The organism is Klebsiella sp. HMSC25G12, assembly GCF_001807705.1.
Classification (GTDB): domain Bacteria; phylum Pseudomonadota; class Gammaproteobacteria; order Enterobacterales; family Enterobacteriaceae; genus Klebsiella; species Klebsiella variicola.
The window spans coordinates 73,540-96,424 of the sequence record NZ_KV789778.1 but is presented as its reverse complement, the minus strand read 5'-3'; the positions used below and the strand labels follow the sequence as shown (position 1 = coordinate 96,424).

General features: G+C 58.0%; 27 protein-coding genes. 11 read left to right on the top strand and 16 right to left on the bottom strand.

Annotated elements, in window-relative coordinates:
- Window positions 1–11: 11 nt before the first annotated feature.
- Window positions 12–503, bottom strand: a complete 492-nt coding sequence (locus HMPREF3096_RS00475) for a YajQ family cyclic di-GMP-binding protein (protein WP_002891465.1) — start codon at window positions 501–503, stop codon at window positions 12–14.
- 217 nt (window positions 504–720) lie between these two features.
- On the opposite strand from HMPREF3096_RS00475, the gene panE reads away from it, so the two are divergent.
- Genes panE through HMPREF3096_RS00460 form a run of 3 tightly spaced genes read left to right on the top strand, consistent with a single transcriptional unit; the run spans window position 721 to window position 2,715 of the window.
- Window positions 721–1,632, top strand: a complete 912-nt coding sequence (panE, locus tag HMPREF3096_RS00470; protein ID WP_008805385.1) for a 2-dehydropantoate 2-reductase — start codon at window positions 721–723, stop codon at window positions 1,630–1,632.
- On the top strand, window positions 1,595–2,188 hold the full coding sequence (yajL, locus tag HMPREF3096_RS00465) for a protein deglycase YajL (RefSeq protein ID WP_008805384.1): 594 nt from the start codon (window positions 1,595–1,597) through the stop codon (window positions 2,186–2,188). Before panE ends, yajL begins: the two co-directional genes overlap by 38 nt.
- A 50-nt stretch (window positions 2,189–2,238) precedes the next feature.
- Window positions 2,239–2,715, top strand: a complete 477-nt coding sequence (locus HMPREF3096_RS00460) for an SRPBCC family protein (protein ID WP_022066303.1) — start codon at window positions 2,239–2,241, stop codon at window positions 2,713–2,715.
- Window positions 2,716–2,785: 70 nt separating this feature from the next.
- On the opposite strand, the gene thiI is transcribed toward HMPREF3096_RS00460, so the two are convergent.
- On the bottom strand, window positions 2,786–4,234 hold the full coding sequence (thiI, locus tag HMPREF3096_RS00455) for a tRNA uracil 4-sulfurtransferase ThiI (RefSeq protein WP_008805382.1): 1,449 nt from the start codon (window positions 4,232–4,234) through the stop codon (window positions 2,786–2,788).
- Window positions 4,235–4,415: 181 nt separating this feature from the next.
- Between thiI and xseB the strand changes: the two genes are divergently transcribed.
- Genes xseB through HMPREF3096_RS00435 form a run of 4 tightly spaced genes read left to right on the top strand, consistent with a single transcriptional unit; the run spans window position 4,416 to window position 8,475 of the window.
- Window positions 4,416–4,658 carry an exodeoxyribonuclease VII small subunit gene (gene xseB, locus HMPREF3096_RS00450; protein ID WP_002891398.1) on the top strand — a complete coding sequence of 81 codons (243 nt, stop codon included), beginning with the start codon at window positions 4,416–4,418 and terminating at the stop codon, window positions 4,656–4,658.
- A 1-nt stretch (window position 4,659) separates the two neighbouring features.
- A complete protein-coding gene (gene ispA, locus HMPREF3096_RS00445; RefSeq protein ID WP_008805381.1) occupies window positions 4,660–5,559 on the top strand; it encodes a (2E,6E)-farnesyl diphosphate synthase in 900 nt (299 codons plus the stop codon).
- An 18-nt stretch (window positions 5,560–5,577) separates the two neighbouring features.
- Window positions 5,578–7,440, top strand: a complete 1,863-nt coding sequence (gene dxs, locus HMPREF3096_RS00440; protein ID WP_016160374.1) for a 1-deoxy-D-xylulose-5-phosphate synthase — start codon at window positions 5,578–5,580, stop codon at window positions 7,438–7,440.
- Window positions 7,441–7,500: 60 nt separating this feature from the next.
- Complete coding sequence (locus HMPREF3096_RS00435) at window positions 7,501–8,475, top strand: aldo/keto reductase (protein WP_032729433.1); 975 nt, start codon at window positions 7,501–7,503, stop codon at window positions 8,473–8,475.
- A 45-nt stretch (window positions 8,476–8,520) separates the two neighbouring features.
- Here the strand turns inward: HMPREF3096_RS00435 and pgpA are convergent, their stop codons facing one another.
- From pgpA to nrdR, 6 genes are all read right to left on the bottom strand, one after another.
- Entirely contained in the window at window positions 8,521–9,024 is a 504-nt protein-coding gene (gene pgpA / locus HMPREF3096_RS00430; RefSeq protein ID WP_008805378.1) for a phosphatidylglycerophosphatase A, read from the bottom strand.
- A complete protein-coding gene (gene thiL / locus HMPREF3096_RS00425; RefSeq protein ID WP_012542699.1) occupies window positions 9,017–9,988 on the bottom strand; it encodes a thiamine-phosphate kinase in 972 nt (323 codons plus the stop codon). Before thiL ends, pgpA begins: the two co-directional genes overlap by 8 nt.
- A gap of 73 nt (window positions 9,989–10,061) precedes the next feature.
- Window positions 10,062–10,481: a transcription antitermination factor NusB gene (nusB, locus tag HMPREF3096_RS00420; RefSeq protein WP_008805376.1), complete on the bottom strand. Its 420-nt coding sequence runs from the start codon at window positions 10,479–10,481 to the stop codon at window positions 10,062–10,064.
- A 19-nt stretch (window positions 10,482–10,500) separates the two neighbouring features.
- On the bottom strand, window positions 10,501–10,971 hold the full coding sequence (gene ribE / locus HMPREF3096_RS00415; protein ID WP_001021161.1) for a 6,7-dimethyl-8-ribityllumazine synthase: 471 nt from the start codon (window positions 10,969–10,971) through the stop codon (window positions 10,501–10,503).
- A gap of 87 nt (window positions 10,972–11,058) precedes the next feature.
- Window positions 11,059–12,162 (bottom strand): bifunctional diaminohydroxyphosphoribosylaminopyrimidine deaminase/5-amino-6-(5-phosphoribosylamino)uracil reductase RibD, encoded by a 1,104-nt coding sequence (gene ribD, locus HMPREF3096_RS00410; protein WP_008805375.1) that lies wholly within the window; start codon window positions 12,160–12,162, stop codon window positions 11,059–11,061.
- 3 nt (window positions 12,163–12,165) lie between these two features.
- Window positions 12,166–12,615 (bottom strand): transcriptional regulator NrdR, encoded by a 450-nt coding sequence (gene nrdR, locus HMPREF3096_RS00405; RefSeq protein WP_002890417.1) that lies wholly within the window; start codon window positions 12,613–12,615, stop codon window positions 12,166–12,168.
- A 147-nt stretch (window positions 12,616–12,762) separates the two neighbouring features.
- Here nrdR and HMPREF3096_RS00400 point away from each other — a divergent pair, with 147 nt between their 5' ends.
- Both HMPREF3096_RS00400 and HMPREF3096_RS00395 read left to right on the top strand, forming a co-directional pair.
- On the top strand, window positions 12,763–13,302 hold the full coding sequence (locus HMPREF3096_RS00400) for a SadB/YajI family lipoprotein (protein ID WP_032729432.1): 540 nt from the start codon (window positions 12,763–12,765) through the stop codon (window positions 13,300–13,302).
- Between the two features lie 300 nt (window positions 13,303–13,602).
- Entirely contained in the window at window positions 13,603–14,487 is an 885-nt protein-coding gene (locus HMPREF3096_RS00395; protein WP_032729431.1) for a nucleoside-specific channel-forming protein Tsx, read from the top strand.
- A 42-nt stretch (window positions 14,488–14,529) separates the two neighbouring features.
- Here the strand turns inward: HMPREF3096_RS00395 and HMPREF3096_RS00390 are convergent, their stop codons facing one another.
- From HMPREF3096_RS00390 to HMPREF3096_RS30705, 8 genes are all read right to left on the bottom strand, one after another.
- Window positions 14,530–15,225, bottom strand: coding sequence for a helix-turn-helix transcriptional regulator (locus HMPREF3096_RS00390; RefSeq protein WP_008805373.1), 696 nt, complete (start codon window positions 15,223–15,225; stop codon window positions 14,530–14,532).
- Between the two features lie 24 nt (window positions 15,226–15,249).
- A complete protein-coding gene (locus HMPREF3096_RS00385) occupies window positions 15,250–15,615 on the bottom strand; it encodes a VOC family protein (RefSeq protein ID WP_008805372.1) in 366 nt (121 codons plus the stop codon).
- Window positions 15,616–15,752: 137 nt separating this feature from the next.
- Complete coding sequence (gene secF, locus HMPREF3096_RS00380; protein ID WP_008805371.1) at window positions 15,753–16,724, bottom strand: protein translocase subunit SecF; 972 nt, start codon at window positions 16,722–16,724, stop codon at window positions 15,753–15,755.
- Window positions 16,725–16,734: 10 nt separating this feature from the next.
- The gene (secD, locus tag HMPREF3096_RS00375; protein WP_008805370.1) at window positions 16,735–18,582 is read right to left on the bottom strand and encodes a protein translocase subunit SecD; all 1,848 of its coding nucleotides are present in this window, start codon (window positions 18,580–18,582) and stop codon (window positions 16,735–16,737) included.
- 26 nt (window positions 18,583–18,608) lie between these two features.
- Window positions 18,609–18,941, bottom strand: coding sequence for a preprotein translocase subunit YajC (yajC, locus tag HMPREF3096_RS00370; protein ID WP_002890398.1), 333 nt, complete (start codon window positions 18,939–18,941; stop codon window positions 18,609–18,611).
- A 22-nt stretch (window positions 18,942–18,963) separates the two neighbouring features.
- The gene (gene tgt, locus HMPREF3096_RS00365; RefSeq protein ID WP_002890395.1) at window positions 18,964–20,091 is read right to left on the bottom strand and encodes a tRNA guanosine(34) transglycosylase Tgt; all 1,128 of its coding nucleotides are present in this window, start codon (window positions 20,089–20,091) and stop codon (window positions 18,964–18,966) included.
- Between the two features lie 109 nt (window positions 20,092–20,200).
- Window positions 20,201–21,265, bottom strand: coding sequence for a tRNA preQ1(34) S-adenosylmethionine ribosyltransferase-isomerase QueA (gene queA, locus HMPREF3096_RS00360; protein WP_002890390.1), 1,065 nt, complete (start codon window positions 21,263–21,265; stop codon window positions 20,201–20,203).
- Window positions 21,266–21,329: 64 nt separating this feature from the next.
- Window positions 21,330–21,446 carry a hypothetical protein gene (locus HMPREF3096_RS30705; protein WP_004218831.1) on the bottom strand — a complete coding sequence of 39 codons (117 nt, stop codon included), beginning with the start codon at window positions 21,444–21,446 and terminating at the stop codon, window positions 21,330–21,332.
- Between the two features lie 74 nt (window positions 21,447–21,520).
- On the opposite strand from HMPREF3096_RS30705, the gene acpH reads away from it, so the two are divergent.
- Together acpH and HMPREF3096_RS00350 are read left to right on the top strand one after the other, a co-directional pair.
- Window positions 21,521–22,102 (top strand): ACP phosphodiesterase, encoded by a 582-nt coding sequence (gene acpH, locus HMPREF3096_RS00355; RefSeq protein ID WP_008805369.1) that lies wholly within the window; start codon window positions 21,521–21,523, stop codon window positions 22,100–22,102.
- Between the two features lie 127 nt (window positions 22,103–22,229).
- Window positions 22,230–22,832: a peroxiredoxin gene (locus HMPREF3096_RS00350; RefSeq protein ID WP_004178733.1), complete on the top strand. Its 603-nt coding sequence runs from the start codon at window positions 22,230–22,232 to the stop codon at window positions 22,830–22,832.
- Window positions 22,833–22,885 lie beyond the last annotated feature (53 nt).

Here is a 22,885-nt window from a genome sequence, read left to right as displayed (position 1 = left end):
CTGCCGCCGCGTTAGTCGCGGAAGTTTTTGAACTGGAACGGCTGCCCCAGATCGCCGCCGCGCACCAGCGCCATCACCGACTGCAGATCGTCGCGGGACTTACCGGTCACGCGGATCTCTTCGCCCTGAATCTGCGCCTGCACTTTCAGCTTGCTGTCTTTGATCAGTTTGACGATCTTCTTCTGCACCGCGCTTTCAATGCCCTGCTTCAGCTTCGCTTCAACAAACCAGGTTTTACCGCTGTGCACGATATCTTCCGGCACGTCGAGGGAGGTACCTTCAATGCCGCGCTTAAGCAGCTTAGCGCGCAGGATATCCAGCAGCTGGTTCACCTGGAAGTCAGACTCACTCAGCACCTTAATGGTTTTGTTGGCGTCGTTTAATTCAAAAGTGGCTTCAACGCCACGAAAATCAAAACGCGACTCGACTTCGCGGCTCGCGTTGTCCACCGCGTTACGGGCTTCCTGAAGATCAACTTCAGAGACAATATCGAAAGATGGCATCTTTTCCTCTCCTTCCGTTTCTTTTGCGTTGCATAATACCTGCAACGCGGCATAACTCAACTTGTTATCCCGGAAGCTTAGCTGATTACGCAACGCTCGCGCTATTTCCCCGTGCTGCCCGACGACGCCGAATCCCCCTTTCCGTCCGACAATGCGAAAAGCGACGAGATAGACTTTAGCCATCAGCGCCTGGGGTAGCGGCAGATGAGGAGGAACAATGAAAGTAACCGTACTGGGATGCGGTGCACTGGGACAACTATGGCTGACCGCGTTGTGCAAACAGGGACATGAAGTCCAGGGCTGGCTACGCGTACCGCAGCCATTCTGTAGCGTCAATGTCATTGAAACCGACGGCTCGGTGTTCAACGAGTCACTGACGGCCAACGACCCCGATTTTCTCGCCAGCAGCGAGCTGCTGATCGTCACCTTAAAGGCCTGGCAGGTGTCGAATGCGGTGAAGCACCTGGCCGGGATCCTGCCTGTCACTACGCCAATTGTGCTGGTGCATAACGGCATGGGCACCGTCGAGGAGCTGCGCGGCGTGAAACAGCCTTTGCTGCTGGCCTCCACCACCCAGGCAGCGCGTCGCGACGGGAATGTGATCATCCACGTCGCCCAGGGCACCACCCATATCGGTCCGGCGAAAAGCTACGAGGAGGACTACAGCTATCTCGCGGAAGTCCTGCAAAGCGTACTGCCGGATGTCGCCTGGCACAACCATATCTACTCGGCCACCTGGCGCAAGCTGGCGGTAAACTGCGTCATTAATCCTCTGACCGCCCTCAAAGGATGTAAAAACGGCGATCTGCGCCACTATCCGCAGGAGGTTGCCGCCATTTGCCAGGAAGTGGCGGCGGTGATGGAGCGCGAAGGTATTCATACCTCGGCGGAAAACCTGCTATTTTATGTCGAACAGGTGATTGAAAGTACGGCAGAAAATATCTCATCCATGCTGCAGGACATCCGCGCCCAGCGGCACACGGAGATCGACTATATCACCGGTTTTCTGCTCAACCGCGCCCGCGCCCACGGCGTTGCCGTACCGGAAAACGCCCGCTTATTTGAATTGATCAAGCGTAAGGAGAATGAATATGAGCGCGTCGGCACTGATTTGCCTCGCCCCTGGTAGCGAAGAGACCGAAGCGGTCACCACTATCGACCTGCTGGTCCGCGGCGGAGTGAAGGTAACCACCGCCAGCGTCGCCAGCGACGGCGGCCTGACCATCGTCTGCTCGCGCGGCGTCAAACTGCTGGCGGATGCGCCGCTGGTCGAGGTGGCCGATGGTGATTTCGATATCATCGTCCTCCCGGGCGGCATCAAGGGCGCAGAGTGCTTCCGCGACAGCCCGCTATTGGTGGAAACCGTCCGACAGTTCCACCTCTCAGGCCGCATTGTGGCCGCCATCTGCGCCGCCCCGGCGACCGTGCTGGTGCCCCATCAGCTGTTCCCAATCGGTAACATGACCGGTTTTCCGGCGCTGAAGGAACATATCCCCGCCGATCAGTGGCAGGATAAACGGGTGGTCTGGGATCCACGGGTGAATCTGTTAACCAGCCAGGGACCGGGGACATCGATTGATTTCGCCCTGAAAATGATTGACCTGTTGGTGGGTCGCGAGAAAGCGTATGAGGTCGCCTCGCAGCTGGTAATGGCCGCCGGCATCTATAATTACTACGAAGCCTGATAGCCGGTCCGCGCCGCGGACTGGCTCCCCTTTTCCTGAGGAGTCGTAGCATGTCCCGTAGCGCATCCGATTCTCGCGATCTTGTCATCAGCCGCCTGCTCAGCGCGCCAGCCTCTGCCCTGTGGCGCGCGTGGGCCGACCCGGCATTACTCAAAACCTGGTGGTGCCCGAAGCCCTGGTCTACTGAGGTGCTGGCCTTTGATTTTCGCTCTGGCGGGGCTTTTCATACCGTGATGCACGGCCCTGACGGTGAACGCAGCGATAATCCCGGCTGTTTTCTTGCGGTCATCCCGCAACAAAAAATCGTCATGACCTCGATGCTGACGGCGGATTATCGTCCTGCCGTGTCCCCTTTTGCCATGACGGCCATCATCACCTTTGCCGACGAAAAAGACGGATGTCGCTATACGGCCACGGTGCTGCATGCGGATGATGAAACTCGCGAGCAGCATGAGCAGATGGGATTTTTTGAGGGCTGGAATATCGTCATCGATCAGTTGAATGACCTGGCGATGACCCTGCGCTAATGCGCTGGCCCGGGGATGACAAAAAGGCCTTCCATCGGGGAAGGCCTTTTTCAATATGGATGGCAACCCGTTACGGGCGATAAACTTTCACGTTGCTGAAGCCCTGCTCGCGCAGATAGAGCGCCTGCAGACGGCTCATCACCCCGCGCTCGCACCACAGCAGCCAGGTTTTGCTCTGATCGAGATCGCCAAATTTGGTGCTCAGCTTGTAGAACGGCAGCGAAACGACTTCAACGCCCTCGACCTTCAGCGGCTTGTCTTCCTGCTCGTCAATGGAGCGGATGTCGAGGATCGCGTCGTTAGCGCCAAAGCCGGTCACGGTTTCCACTTCAACCACGGCGGCTTCCGTCTGCTGGGCAATATCGCGAATGTCGATATTGCTCGCCTCTTCCACCACTTTATCGAGGATGCTGAAATCGAAGTGTTCTTCTTCTGCTTCAATCTTCGCCTTCACCGCCTTCACGGTCGGGCTCTTCGAGATCACGCCGCAATATTCCGGCATGGTGCGGGCGAAATCTTCCGTGCCGATCTCACGCGCCAGGTCGATGATGTGCTCTTTATCGTGCGAAATCAGCGGACGCAGGATCAGAGTATCGGAGACGTTGTCGATCAGGCGCAGGTTAGTGAGGGTCTGACTGGAAACCTGGCCCAGCGCTTCGCCGGTGACCAGCGCCTGCACGCCGTAGCGTTCCGCGACTTTTGACGCGGCGCGGACCATCATGCGCTTGAGCACGACGCCCATCTGACCGTCGTCCACTTTTTCGAGGATTTCGCCGACCACGGGCTCAAAGTTAATCGCCACAAAGCGAACACGGTGCGAGCTGCCGAAGCGGTTCCACAGGTAATGCGCGACCTGGCGAACGCCAATCTCATGGGCGGCGCCGCCAAGGTTAAAGAAGCAGTAGTGCACGCGGCAGCCGCGGCGCATCAGCATATAGCTGGAAACGCCGGAGTCAAAGCCGCCGGAGATCAGCGACAGCACATCTTCCTGGGTGCCGATCGGGAAGCCGCCGATGCCTTCATAGCGGCCTTTCACCAGCAGCAGGCGATCGTTTTCAATCTCGAGATTGACGGTGACGTCCGGGTCGGTCAGCTTCACGCGCGCCGTTTCAATATGCTGATTCAGACCGCCGCCGACGTAGCGTTCCACCTCAATGGAGGTGAATTCATGTTTGCCGCGACGCTTCACACGCACGCAGAAGGTCTTGCCTTCCAGCGCCTCGCGCCACAGCGGCAGCGTCTTTTCAAAAATATCGTGCAGCGAGGTGAACGGTACGTCTTCGACTTCCAGAATATGGTGGATGCCGGGGATACGGGTCAGCGCATCGCGAATAGCCGGGCGCTGATTTTCATCTTTCGCGCGAACTTCGATATGATCCCAATGACGGACGACGGCCAGCGTCTCGTCATAGTTTTTGAGAACGTTACGAATGTTCCCGGTTAAGATTTTAATGAAGCGCAACCGCACAGATTGGCTTTTGATGGTGATTTCCGGGAACAATTTAATGATAAACTTCATGGCGACAATAGTTCGTTGGCAAGCCCGACGGGGCTATAAGCAAAAGTTGTAAAGCAGCGCACACCGGTGCCTGCATCCTGGGCGCGGAGTATATCACCATTGCGCGTTATTTGCTTACACGCGTGACTTCGTTACCATACCCGGTATTGCCGTCGCGACATAACAAGAGTCTACATTCACTATGCCAAAGAAAAATGAGGCCCCGGCCAGCTTTGAAACTGCTCTGGGCGAACTGGAGCAGATCGTTAACCGTCTGGAAAGCGGCGATTTGCCGTTAGAGGAAGCGCTAAGCGAATTTGAGCGCGGCGTACAGCTGGCGCGCCAGGGGCAAAGTCAGCTGCAGAAGGCCGAACAGCGCGTGCAGATCCTGCTGGCGGATAGTGAAGATTCCCCGACCACGCCTTTTACGCCGGACGCTGAATAAAATGGATTTCCCGCAACAATTGCAGGCCTGTGTGGAACAGGCTAATGGGGCATTGCGCCGTTTTATCGCGCCGCAGCCCTTTCAGAACACTCCGCTGGTGGAAGCGATGCATTATGGCGCACTCTTAGGCGGTAAACGCCTGCGCCCCTTCCTTGTCTATGCCACCGGCGCGATGTTCGGCGTCAGCCGCACCACGCTCGATGCCCCCGCCGCGGCGGTCGAATGTATTCATGCTTATTCCCTGATGCATGATGATTTGCCGGCGATGGATGATGACGATCTGCGTCGCGGACTGCCGACTTGTCATATTAAATTTGGCGAAGCCAACGCAATTCTTGCGGGAGATGCCCTGCAAACGCTGGCGTTCTCTATACTGAGTGATGCGCCGATGGCCGACGTCTCTGATCGGGACCGGCTGGCGATGGTCTCCGAACTGGCGCAGGCCAGCGGCGTGGCGGGTATGTGCGGCGGCCAGGCGCTGGATCTGGAGGCGGAAGGACAGCAGGTGGATCTGCAGGCGCTGGAGCGTATCCATCGCCACAAAACGGGCGCGTTGATCCGCGCCGCCGTCCGGATGGGGGCGCTGAGCGCCGGCGAACGCGGCCGCGCTGCCCTGCCCGCGCTGGATCGCTATGCGGAAAATATCGGTCTTGCCTTCCAGGTCCAGGATGACATTCTCGACGTGGTAGGGGATACTGCGACCCTTGGCAAACGTCAGGGTGCCGACCAGCAATTGGGTAAAAGCACCTATCCCGCCCTCCTGGGTCTTGAGCAAGCCCGGAAGAAAGCGCACGACCTGATCGCTGATGCCCGCCGGTCGTTAGATGAGCTGGCCGCACAATCTCTGGATACTTCGGCACTGGAAGCGCTCGCGAATTACATTATTCAGCGCGATAAATAAACAATAAATGAGTCTCTGATGAGTTTTGATATTGCCAAATACCCGACCCTGGCGCTGGTAGATTCCACCCAGGAGTTGCGCCTGTTGCCTAAAGAGAGCCTGCCGAAGCTGTGTGATGAGCTGCGGCGCTATCTGCTGGACAGCGTCAGCCGCTCCAGCGGTCACTTTGCCTCTGGCCTCGGCACGGTGGAACTGACCGTGGCGCTGCACTACGTGTATAACACGCCGTTCGATCGCCTGATCTGGGACGTCGGCCATCAGGCCTACCCGCATAAAATTCTGACCGGCCGCCGGGACAAAATCGGCACCATTCGCCAGAAAGGCGGCCTGCACCCCTTCCCGTGGCGCGGTGAAAGCGAGTATGACGTGCTGAGCGTCGGCCACTCCTCGACCTCCATTTCAGCCGGTATCGGGGTGGCTATCGCCGCCGCGAAAGAGGATAAGCAGCGGCGCGCAGTGTGCGTGATTGGCGACGGGGCGATCACCGCCGGCATGGCGTTTGAAGCGATGAACCACGCCGGGGATATCAAACCCGACCTGCTGGTCGTGCTGAATGACAATGAAATGTCGATTTCCGAGAACGTTGGCGCGCTGAACAATCATCTGGCGCAGCTGCTCTCCGGCAAGCTCTACTCCACCCTGCGCGAAGGGGGTAAAAAGGTCTTCTCCGGGGTGCCGCCGATTAAAGAGCTGCTTAAACGAACCGAAGAACATATCAAAGGGATGGTGGTGCCGGGCACGCTGTTTGAAGAGCTGGGCTTTAACTACATCGGGCCGGTCGATGGCCACGATGTGCTCGGTCTGGTCAGCACGCTGAAGAACATGCGCGACCTGAAAGGCCCGCAGTTCCTGCATATTATGACCAAAAAGGGCCGCGGCTATGAGCCTGCCGAGAAAGACCCGATCACCTTCCATGCGGTGCCAAAATTCGACCATACCAGCGGCGTACTGCCCAAAAGCAGCGGCGGTCTCCCTTCCTACTCGAAAATCTTCGGCGACTGGCTGTGCGAAACGGCGGCCAAAGACAGCAAGCTGATGGCGATCACGCCGGCGATGCGCGAAGGTTCAGGGATGGTGGAGTTTTCGAAGAAATTCCCCGATCAGTACTTTGACGTCGCCATTGCCGAGCAGCATGCGGTCACCTTCGCCGCCGGGCTGGCGATTGGCGACTACAAGCCGGTGGTGGCGATCTACTCCACCTTCCTGCAGCGAGCCTACGATCAGGTGATCCACGATGTGGCTATCCAGAAGCTGCCGGTGCTGTTTGCTATCGACCGCGCCGGGATTGTCGGCGCAGACGGCCAGACGCATCAGGGAGCGTTCGATCTCTCCTTCCTGCGCTGTATTCCGGATATGGTGGTGATGACCCCGAGCGATGAAAATGAATGTCGCCAGATGCTGCATACCGGCTACCATTACAGCGACGGCCCCTGCGCCGTGCGCTATCCGCGCGGTAGCGGCACCGGCGCGACGCTCGAGCCGCTGGCATCGCTGCCGATCGGCAAAGGGGTGGTGAAACGTCAGGGCGAGAAAATAGCGATCCTCAACTTTGGCACCCTGCTGCCGGAAGCCGCGGCGGTAGCGGATAAACTCAACGCGACCCTCGTGGATATGCGCTTTGTGAAGCCGCTGGATACGGCGCTGATCCTGCAGCTGGCCGGCGAACACGACGCGCTGGTGACGCTGGAAGAGAACGCCATCATGGGCGGCGCCGGCAGCGGCGTGAACGAAGTGCTGATGGCCCATCGCCGGGCGGTACCGGTGCTCAATATTGGCCTGCCGGATTATTTTATTCCTCAGGGCACTCAGGAAGAGATCCGCGCCGACCTCGGCCTTGATGCCGCCGGTATTGAAGCCAAAATCCGCGACTGGCTGGCATAATTGCCCCTTCCGCTCCTGCTATGCTTAAGGGATACCCTTGATGAATAGCAGGAGCGCACTATGCACTATATCCCCCTCGGTGATACTGCCTTACGGGTTTCCCGACTCTGCCTCGGCTGCATGACCTTCGGCGAGCCGGACCGCGGCAGACACGCCTGGACGCTTCCGGAAGAGAGCAGCCGCCCGCTTATCCAGCACGCCATTGAAGGCGGCATCAACTTCTTCGATACCGCAAACAGCTACTCCGACGGCAGCAGTGAAGAGATCGTTGGCCGCGCCCTGCGCGACTTTGCCCGCCGTGATGAGGTGGTTGTCGCCACCAAAGTGTATCACCAGGTCGGCGATCTGGCGGAAGGGCTTTCCCGGGCGCAGATCCTGCGCTCCATCGACGACAGCCTGCGCCGTCTTGGGATGGACTATGTCGACCTGCTGCAGATCCACCGCTGGGACTATACCACCCCGATTGAAGAGACCCTCGAAGCGCTGGACGAGGTGGTGAAAGCCGGCAAAGCGCGCTATATCGGCGCCTCGTCCATGCATGCCCGACAGTTTGCCCAGGCGCTGACGCTCCAGCAGCAGAACGGCTGGGCGCGCTTTGTCACCATGCAGGATCACTACAATCTGATTTACCGGGAAGAAGAGAATGAGATGCTGCCACTGTGTCAGCACAACGGCGTGGCGGTGATCCCGTGGAGCCCGCTGGCGCGCGGCAGACTGACCCGCCCCTGGGGAGAGACCACCGCCCGGCTGGTTTCGGATGAGTTCGGCAAAACGCTTTACAGCGCCAGCGAAGAAAACGACGCGCAGATCGCCGGGAATCTCGCGGACGTGGCGGAAGAACTCGACGCCAGCCGTGCCCAGGTCGCCCTCGCCTGGCTGTTAAGTAAACCTGGCGTTGCCGCGCCGATTATCGGTCCATCGCGTCAGGAACAGCTCGACGACCTGCTGCAGGCGGTGGATTTGACGCTTTCTCCGGAACAGATCGACAAGCTGGAGGCGCCGTATCAGCCGCATCCGGTGGTGGGATTTAAGTAACAGGTGTGGTTTCCCCGGCAGCATGATGCTACCGGGGAGAGACGATTAAAGCAGACCGATGGGCCAGTGATGGCCAATGACATACAGCACGCCGGCCGAGATCACGCCGGCGACGATATCGTCGACCATAATCCCCATTCCGCCGTGGATATTGCGGTCAAACCAGCGAATCGGCCACGGCTTCCACATATCGAAGATACGGAAAATCACGAAGCCAGCGGCCACCCACTGCCAGTCCAGGGTCGGCAACGCCATCAGGGTGATCCACATCCCGACAAACTCATCCCAGACTATACTGCCGTGGTCATGGGTGCCCATATCTTTGGCCGTGCGATGGCACAGATAGACGCCAATACAGATGCTCATCATCACCACCAGCGAGTAGAGCTGCCAGGGGAGAAAGGTCATCAGATACCAGAACGGGATCGCCGCCAGCGACCCCATCGTCCCCGGTACCACCGGGCTTAAGCCGCTGCCAAAGCCAGTCGCCAGCAGATGCCACGGGTTACGCATGCTCAGGCGGCGTAACGCCTCGTCTCGACTACGCAAAGTGATCGTATCCCTTTAAATCAAGCGCGACCGGCTTACCATCGCGGATAAATTGCAGCCCTTCGCTCTCCGGCGCAATTTGTCCGATACAGGTAAAACGCGCGCCAAGATGGCCAAGGGCCACGTCCAGCGCCCCGCGGTTCAGCTCCGGTACGGTAAAGCACAGTTCATAATCTTCCCCGCCAGCGAGCGCCCAGCGCAGCGCCTGCTCGGGCTCCACCTGGCGCAGTATCGCGTCGGAATACGGCATGGCATCGAGATCGATGCGCGCGCCGCAGCCGCTGGCTTTAAGAATATGGCCCAGATCGGAGATCAGGCCGTCGGAAAGATCGATAGCCGATGTCGCCAGGTCACGCAGCGCCTGGCCCTGCAGCACGCGCGGCATCGGGCGCAGATGACGAGCCAGCAGGTAGTCGGCGTCAGACGGTTCATCCACCGTCAGCCGGTTCTGCAGCACCGCCAGGCCGGCGGCGCTGTCTCCCGGGGTGCCGGTGACATAGATCCAGTCCCCCGGCTTCGCGCCAGCGCGTTTCATGGCGCGCCCTGGCGGCACAAAGCCGTGAATACCCAGCGTCATGGCGAGCGGGCCACGGGTGGTATCACCGCCAATCAGCTGCATATCGTAATAGTCCAGCTGGACAAACAGGCTGTCGCTAAAGGCTTCCAGCCAGGTTTCATCCACCTCCGGCAAAGTCAGCGCCAGCGTGAGCCACGCCGGTTCTGCGCCCATCGCCGCGAGGTCGCTCAGGTTCACCGCCAGCGCTTTATAAGCGAGGTCGGCAGGGTCGATATCGGGTAAGAAGTGATTGCCCGCCACCAGGGTGTCGGTGCTGATTGCCAGCGTTTTTTTCTCGGGGATATTCAGGAGCGCGCAGTCATCGCCGATGCCGGTTTCAACATCAAGGCGGGCGCTTTTAACGCGATCAAAATAACGGGCAATCAGGGAAAATTCGCCGCATGCCATACGTTATGCCTCAGCAAAGAAAAAAATAAGGCCGGGTTCGCGGGATCAGATCCTGCAAAGCCCGGCCTGGCGTTTACTTTTTGCGGGGACGAATTACCGGAGCCGCTTTGTCCAGCACGCCGTTGACGAACTTATGGCTATCTTCAGCGCCGAAGGTTTTCGCCAGTTCGATAGCTTCATTGATGGCCACTTTATACGGTACGTCGTCACGTTTGGACAGCTCAAACAGCGCGATACGCAGCACCGCTTTTTCCACCTGGCCCAGCTCTTCCAGCTGACGGGACAGGTAGGGCTTCATCAGGCCGTCGAGGTACGCGCTGTTAGTCGCCACTCCGGACAGCAGTTCACGGAAATACAGAACATCTACATCTTTTACGTCCTGTTCCGCCAGGAACTGGTATTCGACATCAGCGATGTCGTTGTGGGACAACTGCCAGGAGTAGAGCGCCTGGACGGCACACTCACGGGCGCGGCGACGAGCAGCAGGTTTCACGGAATTCCCCTTACAAAAATCAGGCCTTGATGGCTTTCAATACGTTAATCATTTCCAGCGCGGTCAGCGCAGCTTCTGCGCCTTTGTTACCGGCTTTGGTGCCAGCGCGCTCGATGGCTTGTTCAATACTTTCAGTGGTCAGAACACCAAAGGCTACCGGGATTTCGCTGTCCTGAGCGACATGCGCCAGGCCATTGCTGGCACCGCCAGCCACATATTCAAAGTGGGCAGTACCGCCGCGGATCACCGTACCCAGCGCGATCACCGCGTCATATTTACCGGTTTTCGCCAGTGCGCCAGCCGCCAGCGGCAGCTCATACGCGCCTGGAACCCAAACAACGGTGATGTTTTCATCTTTTACCTGACCAATGCGTTTCAGGGCGTCAATCGCACCTTCCAGCAGGCTGTCATTGATAAAGTTGTTGAAACGCGCAATGGTGATGGCGACGCGAGCGTCCGGGGTAGCAACGTTAGCTTCAATAATGTTCATACTCTTCCTTCGGGTTCATGTGCCCCGCAAGGGGGGCGGATTTTATCATATTATTCTGAGCGCTGCTTCCTAATAATCAGGAAAGCCTCACGCAGTGGTTAAATGCAGGCAGACATCCGGGCCAACCTGACGTATCTCATTGAATTTGAAATGGGGTGCCTGGCTCAGTTCTTCAAGCCCCGGCAGCGCGCATAATCCACGCGCCGCATTGCCTAACAGTTTAGGCGCAATATAGACGATAAGCTCGTCGACAAGGCCAGCCTGCAGCAGCGCCCCGGCAAGCGTCGCTCCCGCCTCCACCCAGACGCTGTTCACCTGCTGTTTGCCAAGCAGCATCATCAGCAACACCAGATCGAGATGGCCGTTATATTCCGGCACCAGCAGCGTACGAACGCTTTCCGGCCACTGGCGCTCATCCGCACGCAGGCGAGCAAACAGCGTTTCTCCTGCCTGCTGCACAATGCGGTGCTCAGGCGTGACGCGGTTCTGACTGTCGATGACGACGCGCAGCGGTTGGCGCAAATTCTCTTCGGGATACAGCGCCTGAGTATCAGCGCTCAGCTCCTGCCAGCGCACGGTCAGCGCCGGATCGTCCGCCAGCACGGTGGCGCTGCTGGTGAGGATGGCATGACTTTGGGCGCGCAGACGCTGCACGTCGCGTCGCGCCTGCGGGGAGGTGATCCACTGGCTTTCACCGCTGGCCATCGCCGTGCGGCCGTCCAGCGAGGCGCCCAGCTTCAGCTGCACCCAGGGAAAACCGGTGCGCATCCGCTTCAGGAAGCCCTTATTCAGCGCTTCCGCTTCGTTCATCATCAGCCCGTGGCTGACGTCAATACCGGCCTGCTGCAGACGATACAGACCGCGCCCCGCCACCTGCGGGTTTGGGTCTTGCATCGCAGCGACCACGCGGCTAACGCCGGCGGCGATCAGCGCATCGCAGCACGGCGGCGTACGGCCATGGTGGCTGCAGGGTTCAAGGGTGACGTAGGCGGTGGCGCCCTGCGCCTTTTCGCCGGCCATGCGGAGCGCGTGCACTTCAGCATGCGGCTCGCCGGCGCGATAGTGAAAGCCCTCGCCGACGATTTCGCCGTCTTTCACAATGACGCAGCCGACATTAGGGTTAGGATGGGTGGTAAAGCGTCCGCGCGCGGCAAGCTTCAGCGCTCGCGCCATGTACATTTCGTCCTGCATGGCTTAGTCCTGTAAGCGGGCGATCTCTTCGCCGAATTCTTTGATGTCTTCGAAGCTGCGATAGACCGACGCAAAGCGAATATAGGCGACTTTATCCAGCTTTTTCAGCTGCTCCATCACCAGATTGCCAATCATTTTGCTGGCCACTTCGCGCTCGCCGGTGCCGCGCAGATGGGTTTTGATATGGTTGACCGCCATTTCCACGTCATCGGCGCTAACCGGACGTTTCTCCAGCGCTTTCAGCATCCCGCTGCGCAGCTTGTCTTCGTTGAAGGGTTCACGCACATCGTTACTCTTCACCACCCGGGGCATCACCAGCTCCGCCACTTCGAAGGTGGTAAAGCGTTCATTACAGACCAGGCACTGCCGACGGCGACGCACGGAAGAGCCTTCCCCCACCAGACGAGAGTCGATCACTTTGGTATCCACGGCGAAACAGAAAGGGCAATGCATAGCGCGTCCTGACAGGTAGTTAAACTGAAGGGTAGTTTACCGCGAAGTGACCTGACTACAAAGAAAGAGCTTTTGAGACAAAGGATCTATGAGAGAGGCAGGCGGTTTGGCTACCATTAAGCATCCTCTGCAAACGGAATCCTGACCATGACAAGACGTTACCTGAAACTCGCCATCGCGGGCAGCCTGTTTACCCTGACCGCCTGCGCCCAGCAAAGCGAAATCCGCCAGATGCACCAGAGCGTGAGTACCCTGAGCCAGGAGATGACCCAGCTCAATCAGCAAACGATCAAAATCACCCAACAAAACGCGCTGAACGCCAAATCCACCCGCGGCGTCTATCTGCTGCCGGAGGCCAAAACCCCGGCGCGGCTGGAGAGCCAGATCGGCACCCTGCGCATGTCGGTGGGCAGCATTACGCCGGACGGCGACGGGTCACGCCTGACTTTACGCATTCAGGGTGAATCCAACGATCCGCTGCCGGCCTTTACCGCCACCGTCGCCTCCGGGCAGATCACCGGCACCACCCACAGCTATCAGGAAGTCAATGTTCAGGATCAGCTGATTAGCGCCCCGGCCAGCATCCTCGCCCCCAGCGATGTGGATATCCTGTTGCGTCTGAACGTGACGCCCGACAAAGTCGGTTTTATTCGCGTCCACGATATCCAGCCCGCCGCCGCACAGTAAATCTTCACGCCGGGCCTTGCCCCGCCCGGCTACCTCCAGCTCCGTCTTTCTTATCCACTTACAACTTTTCACAAGAGTTCATTAGAAATCGTTCTGTATGGCGATTTTCAGTAGCATTTTGTCAAGAAATGCATAGAATCGTGAACGCAATCGATTACGCATGTTCTGGTTATGTGAAACAACACGTATTTTTGTGAGCAATGATTCCTATAATAGACCCCCACAGAAAGACGAAATATTTAGAAACGCTTCGGCACTTCTTTTAACGCCTTCAGGCTCAATTTAAACAGTGGCATTACTATGAAAAAAACATTACTGGCAGCGGGTGCGGTTGTGGCGCTCTCCACTTTTTTTACTGCGGGCGCGGCAGAAAACGATAAACCGCAGTACCTGTCTGACTGGTGGCACCAGAGTGTTAACGTGGTGGGCAGCTACCACACCCGTTTTGGACCGCAGATCCGTAACGATACCTACCTGGAATATGAAGCGTTCGCCAAAAAAGACTGGTTTGATTTCTACGGCTATATCGATGCCCCGGTATTCTTCGGCGGCAACAGCACGGCAAAAGGTATCTGGAACAACGGCTCGCCGCTGTTTATGGAGATCGAACCGCGTTTCTCTATCGATAAGCTGACCAATACCGATCTGAGCTTCGGGCCGTTCAAAGAGTGGTACTTCGCGAACAACTATATCTACGATATGGGCCGTAACGACTCTCAGGAGCAGAGCACCTGGTATATGGGTCTGGGTACCGATATCGATACCGGCCTGCCGATGAGCCTGTCACTGAACGTCTACGCCAAATACCAGTGGCAGAACTACGGCGCGTCCAACGAAAACGAGTGGGACGGCTACCGCTTCAAAGTGAAATACTTCGTGCCGCTGACCGACCTGTGGGGCGGCTCGCTGAGCTACATCGGTTTCACCAACTTCGACTGGGGTTCTGACCTCGGCGATGACAACTTCTACGATCTGAACGGGAAGCACGCGCGCACCAGCAACTCCATCGCCTCCAGCCACATCCTGGCGCTGAACTACGCGCACTGGCACTACTCGGTGGTGGCCCGTTACTTCCATAACGGCGGCCAGTGGGCTGACGATGCCAAGCTGAACTTCGGCGATGGCGATTTCAGCGTCCGCTCGACCGGCTGGGGTGGTTACTTCGTGGTCGGTTACAACTTCTAATTGCGGATACAGCTAGACAGCGCCCGGGCCAGCCGGGCGTTTTTATTTCTCCCACACGTCGCACCGCACTTTGCGCAGAAAATCGCTTAACGAGCGATCGGCACACTCGCTGAATCGACGCTCGGTCGCCCTGACCGCCAGACAACGGTCGAGGCGAAAGTTACGATAATCATTACGCAGCTCGCACCAGGCCACCAGCAGCCAGCGCTCCCCCCAGAAAAACAGCCCCAGCGGCAGCACGTCGCGCTCGGTTACCCGGCCAGACTCATCCTGATAGCGCAACTGCAGCACCTGCTGGCCGGAGACCGCCTGATGAATGACGTCAAAATAGGTTTTGGCATAACGATGGGCGCCGAGATCGGGGGCAAACAGGCGGGTCTGCTCCGCCTGGCGCCGGCGCGCCTCCGGCAGGATCGCCAGCATCTTCTCCTGGGCGGATTCCAGCGATTGCGACAGCGCCTCACCGCCCCAGGTTTTCAGCAACCGAATCGCGGCGATCAGCGCTTCGGATTCTTTGGTGGTCAGCATCAGCGGCGGCAGATCGTAGCCCGCCAGCAGGCGATAACCACTCCCCGCCTCGCCCTCCACCGGCACGCCGGAGAGGGAGAGATCGCGAATATCGCGATACACGGTGCGCTCCGACACGCCCAACCGCTCCGCCAGCAGCGCGGCGGTAGTGAGCCGCCTGCCGCGCAGGATCTGCACAATCTGAAATAAACGGTCGGCGCGTCGGGTCATGTCTCACTTCACAAAACGTTTAGGTTAAGCCGGCTGGTGCAGGCCGACGCGGTTGCCCTCGCTGTCAGTAAACAGCGCGATGGTGCCAATATCATTCGGCAGCGTCAGCGGCCCGAAAACACACGCCCCACCCGCCGAGGCAATGCGGTCCAGGGTGGCGGCAAGATGGTCTGTATGCAGGTAAATAATAGCGCCCTGCGCTGAAGGGGCGATACCCTCAAATTTGGCCAACGCGCCGCCAGGGGCCGGATCCTGATGCGGGAACACCGCCAGCTCGGCGCAGTCCATGGTTTCGCGACGCAGCGTCACCTGCATCACCGGCTCATAAAACGCGACGGCGCGATCCATATCGACGACCGGAATTTCAAACCAGTTAATCACGTTATTCATACTTCCTCCTGCTCGTTAGTGAGTTCAGAAGGAGTGTATGGGAGGGCTCCTGACAGCATACTGTCAGCAGGTTTTATCGCGGACAAAAAAAATCCCGGCCGCCTGGGCCGGGATGGCTTTATCTCAACTGAACCGGATTACGGCAGAATAGACGGCTGGTCCGCCCCTTCTTTTTCGACCTTCTGCTGCAGCAGATGCTCGCGCTTCATACCCAGTTTCAACGCCAGCGCAGAGGCGACGTAGATAGAGGAAGCCGTACCGATGGAGACACCGATCAGCATGGTCAGCGAGAAGCCTTCCAGAATCGGGCCGCCGAACAGGAACAGCATCAGGATCACCATCAGGGTGGTCCCGGAGGTGATCAAGGTACGGTGCAGCGTCTGGGTCAACGACACGTTGAAGATCTCGTACGGCGTACCGCGGCGGATCTTACGGAAGTTTTCACGGATACGGTCCGATACCACAATACTGTCGTTCAGCGAGTAGCCGATAACCGACATCAACGAGGCCACAATGGTCAGGTCGATCTCGATATGGAACAGCGACAGTACGCCCATGGTGATCACCACATCGTGCGCCAGGGCGATAACCACCCCGGCAGCCAGACGCCATTCGAAGCGGAAGCCGACGTAGATCAGGATACAGACCAGCGCGGCAATCAGCGCCAGGGCGCCAGTTTGCGCGAGGTCCGCGCCGACGCTCGGGCCGACAAACTCAATTCGCTTCACCGCCGCATTCTGGCTGGTCGATTCGTTAATCACCGTCACGACCTTGCTGCCCAGTTCCTGGCTGACGTTGGCGTCATGCACCGGCGGCATACGTACCATGATGTCGCGGCTGCTGCCAAAGTTCTGCACCTGCGGCTCTTCAAAGCCCGCTTTCTGCAGGGAGTCGCGCATCTGGTCCAGATCGACCGGCTTCTCAAGGGTAATCTCGATCACCGTACCGCCGGTGAAATCGAGCCCCCAGTTAAAGCCGCGGACGCCGATGATGGCGATCGACACAATCAGCAGAAAACCTGAAATGCCGAAGGCCCAGTAGTCCCAGCGCATAAAGTCCCAGACTTTACGGCCGTGGTTCAATTGTTCAACAGTATATTCCTGTGCCACAACGCACTCCTCAGATAGACAGCTTTTTAACGCGCTTGCCGCCGTACAGCAGGTTCACGATGGCACGGGTGCCGACGATAGCGGTAAACATTGAGGTCGCGATACCGATACCGGTGGTAATCGCAAACCCTTTAATGGCACCGGTACCGACCGCGTACAGGATGATCACTTTGATAAGCGTCGTCACGTTGGCGTCGAAGATCGAGCTGAACGCGCCGCGATAACCTTCGTCAATCGCCTGCTGAACGGTACGCCCGTTGCTCAGCTCTTCTTTGATACGCTCGTTGATCAGAACGTTAGCATCGACCGCCACCGCAAGGGTTAACACGATACCCGCGATGCCCGGCATGGTCAGCGTCGCCCCCGGGATCAGGGACATAATGCCGACAATCAGCACCAGGTTGGCAATCAGCGCCGAGGTCGCAATCAGACCGAACTTCTTATAGAAGAGGATCATGAACAGGATAGAGACCACCAGGCCGGCCAGACAGGCTTCCAGACCCTGCTTGATGTTCTGCATACCAAGGGTTGGGCCGATAGTCCGCTCTTCGACGATCTGAATCGGGGCAATCAGCGCACCGGCACGCAGCAGCAGCGACAGCTGGCGTGCTTCGTTCGGGTTGCTGATACCGGTGATACGGAAGCTGTTACCCAGACGCGACTGGATGTTGGCGATGTTAATCACCTCTTCCTCTTTCGCCAGGATAGCGCGACCGTTAGCGTCTTTCTTACCGCTGTCTTTATACTCCACGAACAGGGTCGCCATCGGCTTACCGATATTGTCCTTGGTGAAGTTAGACATGATATTACCGCCCGCGCTGTCCAGCGAGATGTTGACCTGCGGCTGGTTGTACTCATCCATGCTGGAGGTCGAGTCGGTGATATGGTCACCGGTCAGGATCACTCGCTTGTACAGCACCACCGGCTGGCCTTCACGCGTCTCTTTCACTTCCGAGTCGCCCGGCACGCGGCCAGAGGCAGCGGCGGACTGGTCCACGTTGGTATTGACCAGACGGAACTCGAGGGTCGCGGTTGCGCCAAGGATCTCTTTCGCCCGCGCGGTATCCTGGATACCCGGCAGCTCAACCACGATGCGGTCAGCACCCTGACGCTGAACCAGCGGTTCGGCGACGCCCAGCTGGTTCACACGGTTACGCAGAATGTTAATGTTCTGCTGAACCGCGTACTCACGGGCTTCTTTCAGGCGCTCATCGGTCATCACCGCTTTCAGGCTGTTGTCACCCTGAGAGGAAATAACCAGATCGCGATGGCGAGGGCTGAGATAAGAGATAGCCTGGTCGCGCGCCGCGCTGTCGCGGAAGACGATGCTCAGACCATAGTTGTCTTCCTTGCGCACGGTCGCGTAAGGAATGCCTTTGTCACGCAGTTCGCTGCGCAGGCTGTCGATGTTCTGTTCCTGCAGTTTGCCTAACGCGGTGTCCATGTCGACTTCCATCAGGAAGTGCACGCCGCCGCGCAGATCAAGACCCAGCTTCATTGGCTCGGCATAGAGTGCCGCCAGCCAGCGTGGGGTTGCCGGAGCAAGGTTTAGCGCCACGACGTATTTGTCACCCAGCACGGTAAGCAGCGCTTCACGCGCACGCAGCTGGGTATCAGTGGTGTCGAAGCGCGCAAGAATAGCGCCCTCTTCCAGTGCCACAGACTTCGCGGTTATTTTTTCTTCTTGTAAAGTTTTCTGGACCTGGATCAGCGTTTGCTCACTGGCGGCGACGCCGCGCGCGCCAGTGATTTGAACAGCCGGATCCTCACCATACAGGTTGGGAAGCGCATAGATCAGGCCGACGACAATGACGACGACCAGCATGACGTACTTCCACAAAGGATAACGGTTTAACACGGCAGTTCCCTTTGGGAAAAGTTAGATTACAGCGCCTTCATGGTGCCTTTCGGCAGAACGGCAGCAACGAAGTCACGTTTGATAACCACTTCAGTGGTATCGTTCAGCGCGATAGCAATGTAGCCAGTTTCCGCTACTTTGGTCACGCGACCGACCAGACCGCCGTTGGTCAGCACTTCATCACCTTTGGCGATGGAGTTCATCAGGTTCTTGTGTTCCTTGGTGCGCTTCTGCTGTGGACGCAGGATCATGAAGTAAAAAATCAGACCGAACACCACCAGCATCAGAATCAGAGACATCGGGCTGCCCTGCGCCGGTGCACCCGTTGCCGCTACCGCATCAGAAATAAAAAAGCTCATTGAAATTCCCTCATTATTAAAATTAATCAACGTTCAAAGGAGGCACGGTGCGCCCCTGACGTTGGTAAAAATCGGTCACGAAGCTCTCTAATTTACCCTCTTCGATAGCCTTGCGTAAACCAGCCATTAAACGCTGATAGTAGCGCAGGTTATGAATGGTATTGAGACGCGCGCCCAATATTTCGTTGCAACGGTCGAGGTGATGCAAGTAAGCGCGTGAATAATTGCGACATGTATAGCAATCACACTCGGCGTCCAGCGGTGCGGTATCGCTTTTGTGCTTCGCGTTGCGGATTTTCACCACGCCGTCGGTGACGAACAGGTGGCCGTTACGCGCGTTGCGCGTCGGCATGACGCAGTCGAACATATCGATACCGCGACGTACCCCTTCCACCAGATCTTCCGGCTTCCCGACGCCCATCAGGTATCGTGGTTTATCGGCCGGGATCTGCGGGCAGACGTGCTCCAGAATACGGTGCATGTCTTCCTTCGGCTCACCGACCGCCAAACCGCCGACAGCGTAGCCATCAAAGCCAATCTCTACCAGACCTTTCACCGAGATATCACGTAAATCTTCGTAAACGCTGCCCTGAATGATGCCGAACAGCGCATTTTTATTGCCAAGGCTATCGAAACGGTCGCGGCTGCGCTTGGCCCAGCGCAGAGACATTTCCATCGAGCGCTTGGCGTAATCCCAGTCTGCCGGGTACGGCGTACATTCGTCGAAGATCATCACGATGTCGGAACCGAGATCGTATTGAATCTCCATCGATTTTTCCGGATCGAGGAAAATAGGATCGCCGTTGATCGGGTTGCGGAAATGGACGCCCTGCTCGGTGATCTTACGGATATCGCCAAGGCTGAACACCTGGAAGCCGCCGGAGTCGGTAAGGATCGGTCCTTTCCACTGCATAAAATCGTGCAGATCGCCATGCAGCTTCATGATCTCCTGACCCGGGCGCAGCCACAGGTGGAAGGTGTTGCCGAGAATAATCTGCGCGCCGGTGGCTTCCACTTCTTCCGGCGTCATCCCTTTGACGGTGCCGTAGGTGCCAACGGGCATAAAGGCCGGTGTTTCCACCACGCCGCGCTCAAACACCAGGCGACCGCGGCGGGCGCGACCGTCGGTGGTATCCAGTTCAAATTTCATGCTTGCTCCTGCGTCAGAAAAACAGTCCGACGTTTTCATACTCGCCACGGAATGATTCCGTGGCTAAAAAATGCGTCATGGCGTCCAAAACGCCGGCGGGCCGGCCTTGTCAGGGACGCTCAGAAATAGCCTGCGGATTGTACGTGATAAACATCGCATCCCCGTAGCTAAAAAAGCGATATTTCTGCTCCACCGCCACCTTATAGGCGTTCATGGTGTGCTGATAACCCGCAAACGCCGACACCAGCATAATCAGTGTGGATTCAGGGAGATGGAAGTTGGTTACCAGCGCATCGATCACCTGGTACTGATAACCCGGGTAGATGAAAATCTGCGTATCGTCGAAGAACGGCGCGATCAGGGCGTCTTTCGCCGCCTGCGCCGCGCTCTCCAGCGAGCGTACCGAGGTGGTGCCTACCGCAATCACGCGGTTGCCGCGCGCTTTCGCCGCCAGCACCGCATCGACCACCTCCTGTGGCACTTCCGCATATTCAGAGTGCATGGTGTGCTCTTCAATGCTGTCGACGCGCACCGGCTGGAAAGTCCCCGCCCCCACGTGCAGGGTGACAAACGCCATCTCAACGCCTTTAGCGCGCAGTTTGTCCAGCAGCGGTTCGTCGAAGTGCAGACCGGCGGTCGGGGCGGCTACCGCGCCCGGCCTGGTGCCGTAGACGGTTTGATAGAGTTCGCGATCAGCGTCTTCGTCCGGGCGGTCAATGTAGGGCGGCAGCGGCATATGGCCGATCCCGTTGAGGATCTCCAGCACCGGACGCTCGTCGTTAAATTCCACTTCAAACAGCGCGCCATGACGCGCCAGCATCGTGGCCTTAATGCTCTCGTCATCGCCCAGCAGCAGCTCGGCGCCCGGCTTCGGCGCTTTTGAGGCGCGAATATGGGCCAGTATGCGCTTATCATCCAGCATCCGCTCCACCAGCACTTCAATCTTGCCGCCGCTGGCCTTACGGCCGAACAGACGCGCCGGGATCACCCGGGTGTTGTTAAACACCAGCAGATCGCCGGGATTGAGCTTATCGAGGATGTCGGTGAAGGTGCCATGCGTCAGCGCGCCCGTCGGCCCGTCCAGGGAGAGCAGGCGGCAGCTGCTGCGCTCAGGCATCGGATAGTGGGCGATCAGAGATTCGGGTAGTTCAAAAGCAAAATCGGTAACGCGCATGACGGTAACTCAGACTGAATAAAGAGGCGGGTAGTCTAGTGCCGGGGCGTTCCGCCTGCAACCTTTACCCCTCCGGATGAATGACATAATCTATATTCCAAATCATTCCGAATGCCGCCATGCGGCAACCGAATGCCTTACCGGTGGCAAAGGTGCCGCGCGCAGCCAGGCAGCATGCCATGCGGACACCGAGGCGCCGTTCAGCGCAACATCGGTGATTCCACCTGCCCGCTCGTATTTAAAGGATGTCGTTTTATGAATTTTCTCGCCCACCTGCACCTCGCCCATCTCGCCGACAGCTCGCTGCCCGGCAACCTGATGGCCGATTTTGTGCGCGGCAACCCGCAGGGCGACTATCCGGCGGAGATCATCGACGGCATCTATATGCATCGCCGGATTGACGTGATGACTGACAACCTGGCGGAAGTCAAAGAGGCGCGGGAGTGGTTTCGCCCGCAGACCCGTCGCGTCGCCCCCATCACCCTCGATGTCATGTGGGATCATTTCCTGTCGCAGCACTGGGCGCAGCTCTCCCCTGACCTGCCGCTGGACGAGTTCGTGCGCTACGCCGAGCAGCAGATCGTCCCCATCCTGCCCGACTCGCCGCCACGCTTCGTCAATCTGAATCAGTACCTGTGGTCGGAGCGCTGGCTGGAGCGCTATCAGGAGATGGATTTTATTCAGCGCGTGCTTAACGGCATGGCCAGCCGCCGTCCGCGTCTCGACGCCCTACGCGATTCCTGGCAGGATCTGGATACCCACTACGACCAGCTGGAGGGGCAGTTCTGGCGCTTTTATCCGCAAATGATGCGCCTGGCAGAAAACAAACAGCTGTAATAGCCACGTGATTGATAGGTAAAAGCTGGCTGAACGATTGTCAGCGCCTCTTTGTGTTATTAACGGCCAGGCTCTATACTTGCCCGCGTTGCGTTCCAAATAACCTTAGTAATTACAGGAGAATCAAATGGTTCTGGTCACTCGTCAAGCGCCGGATTTTACTGCAGCCGCTGTGCTGGGTAATGGTGAGATCGTTGAGAAATTCAATTTCAAACAGCACACCAACGGTAAACCTACCGTTCTGTTCTTCTGGCCGATGGACTTCACCTTCGTGTGCCCGTCTGAGCTGATCGCGTTCGACAAACGTTACGAAGAATTCCAGAAACGCGGCGTGGAAGTGGTTGGCGTTTCCTTCGACTCCGAGTTCGTTCACAACGCATGGCGTAACACCCCAGTAGACCAGGGCGGTATCGGCCCGGTTAAATACGCGATGGTTGCTGACATCAAACGTGAAATCCAGAAAGCTTACGGTATCGAGCATCCGGACGAAGGCGTAGCGCTGCGCGGCTCTTTCCTGATCGACGCTAACGGCGTGGTACGCCACCAGGTGGTTAACGACCTGCCGCTGGGCCGTAACATCGACGAAATGCTGCGTATGGTAGACGCCCTGCAGTTCCACGAAGAGCACGGCGAAGTCTGCCCGGCGCAGTGGGAAAAAGGAAAAGAAGGTATGGCTGCTTCTCCGGAAGGCGTAGCAAAATACCTGACCGAAAACGTCTCCAGCCTGTAATCGGCAGGCGTTTTAATAAAAGGCTCGCTCAGGCGGGCCTTTTTTGTTAGCAG

Excerpts from the sequence above, each read along its gene's own strand:
- HMPREF3096_RS00475 (WP_002891465.1), bottom strand. The coding sequence starts at position 503 with ATGCCATCTTTCGATATTGTCTCTGAAGTTGATCTTCAGGAAGCCCGT.
- panE (WP_008805385.1), top strand. The coding sequence starts at position 721 with ATGAAAGTAACCGTACTGGGATGCGGTGCACTGGGACAACTATGGCTG.
- yajL (WP_008805384.1), top strand. The coding sequence starts at position 1,595 with ATGAGCGCGTCGGCACTGATTTGCCTCGCCCCTGGTAGCGAAGAGACC.
- HMPREF3096_RS00460 (WP_022066303.1), top strand. The coding sequence starts at position 2,239 with ATGTCCCGTAGCGCATCCGATTCTCGCGATCTTGTCATCAGCCGCCTG.
- thiI (WP_008805382.1), bottom strand. The coding sequence starts at position 4,234 with ATGAAGTTTATCATTAAATTGTTCCCGGAAATCACCATCAAAAGCCAA.
- xseB (WP_002891398.1), top strand. The coding sequence starts at position 4,416 with ATGCCAAAGAAAAATGAGGCCCCGGCCAGCTTTGAAACTGCTCTGGGC.
- ispA (WP_008805381.1), top strand. The coding sequence starts at position 4,660 with ATGGATTTCCCGCAACAATTGCAGGCCTGTGTGGAACAGGCTAATGGG.
- dxs (WP_016160374.1), top strand. The coding sequence starts at position 5,578 with ATGAGTTTTGATATTGCCAAATACCCGACCCTGGCGCTGGTAGATTCC.
- HMPREF3096_RS00435 (WP_032729433.1), top strand. The coding sequence starts at position 7,501 with ATGCACTATATCCCCCTCGGTGATACTGCCTTACGGGTTTCCCGACTC.
- thiL (WP_012542699.1), bottom strand. The coding sequence starts at position 9,988 with ATGGCATGCGGCGAATTTTCCCTGATTGCCCGTTATTTTGATCGCGTT.
- ribE (WP_001021161.1), bottom strand. The coding sequence starts at position 10,971 with ATGAACATTATTGAAGCTAACGTTGCTACCCCGGACGCTCGCGTCGCC.
- ribD (WP_008805375.1), bottom strand. The coding sequence starts at position 12,162 with ATGCAGGACGAAATGTACATGGCGCGAGCGCTGAAGCTTGCCGCGCGC.
- nrdR (WP_002890417.1), bottom strand. The coding sequence starts at position 12,615 with ATGCATTGCCCTTTCTGTTTCGCCGTGGATACCAAAGTGATCGACTCT.
- HMPREF3096_RS00400 (WP_032729432.1), top strand. The coding sequence starts at position 12,763 with ATGACAAGACGTTACCTGAAACTCGCCATCGCGGGCAGCCTGTTTACC.
- HMPREF3096_RS00395 (WP_032729431.1), top strand. The coding sequence starts at position 13,603 with ATGAAAAAAACATTACTGGCAGCGGGTGCGGTTGTGGCGCTCTCCACT.
- HMPREF3096_RS00390 (WP_008805373.1), bottom strand. The coding sequence starts at position 15,225 with ATGACCCGACGCGCCGACCGTTTATTTCAGATTGTGCAGATCCTGCGC.
- HMPREF3096_RS00385 (WP_008805372.1), bottom strand. The coding sequence starts at position 15,615 with ATGAATAACGTGATTAACTGGTTTGAAATTCCGGTCGTCGATATGGAT.
- yajC (WP_002890398.1), bottom strand. The coding sequence starts at position 18,941 with ATGAGCTTTTTTATTTCTGATGCGGTAGCGGCAACGGGTGCACCGGCG.
- tgt (WP_002890395.1), bottom strand. The coding sequence starts at position 20,091 with ATGAAATTTGAACTGGATACCACCGACGGTCGCGCCCGCCGCGGTCGC.
- queA (WP_002890390.1), bottom strand. The coding sequence starts at position 21,265 with ATGCGCGTTACCGATTTTGCTTTTGAACTACCCGAATCTCTGATCGCC.
- HMPREF3096_RS30705 (WP_004218831.1), bottom strand. The coding sequence starts at position 21,446 with ATGGCATGCTGCCTGGCTGCGCGCGGCACCTTTGCCACCGGTAAGGCA.
- acpH (WP_008805369.1), top strand. The coding sequence starts at position 21,521 with ATGAATTTTCTCGCCCACCTGCACCTCGCCCATCTCGCCGACAGCTCG.
- HMPREF3096_RS00350 (WP_004178733.1), top strand. The coding sequence starts at position 22,230 with ATGGTTCTGGTCACTCGTCAAGCGCCGGATTTTACTGCAGCCGCTGTG.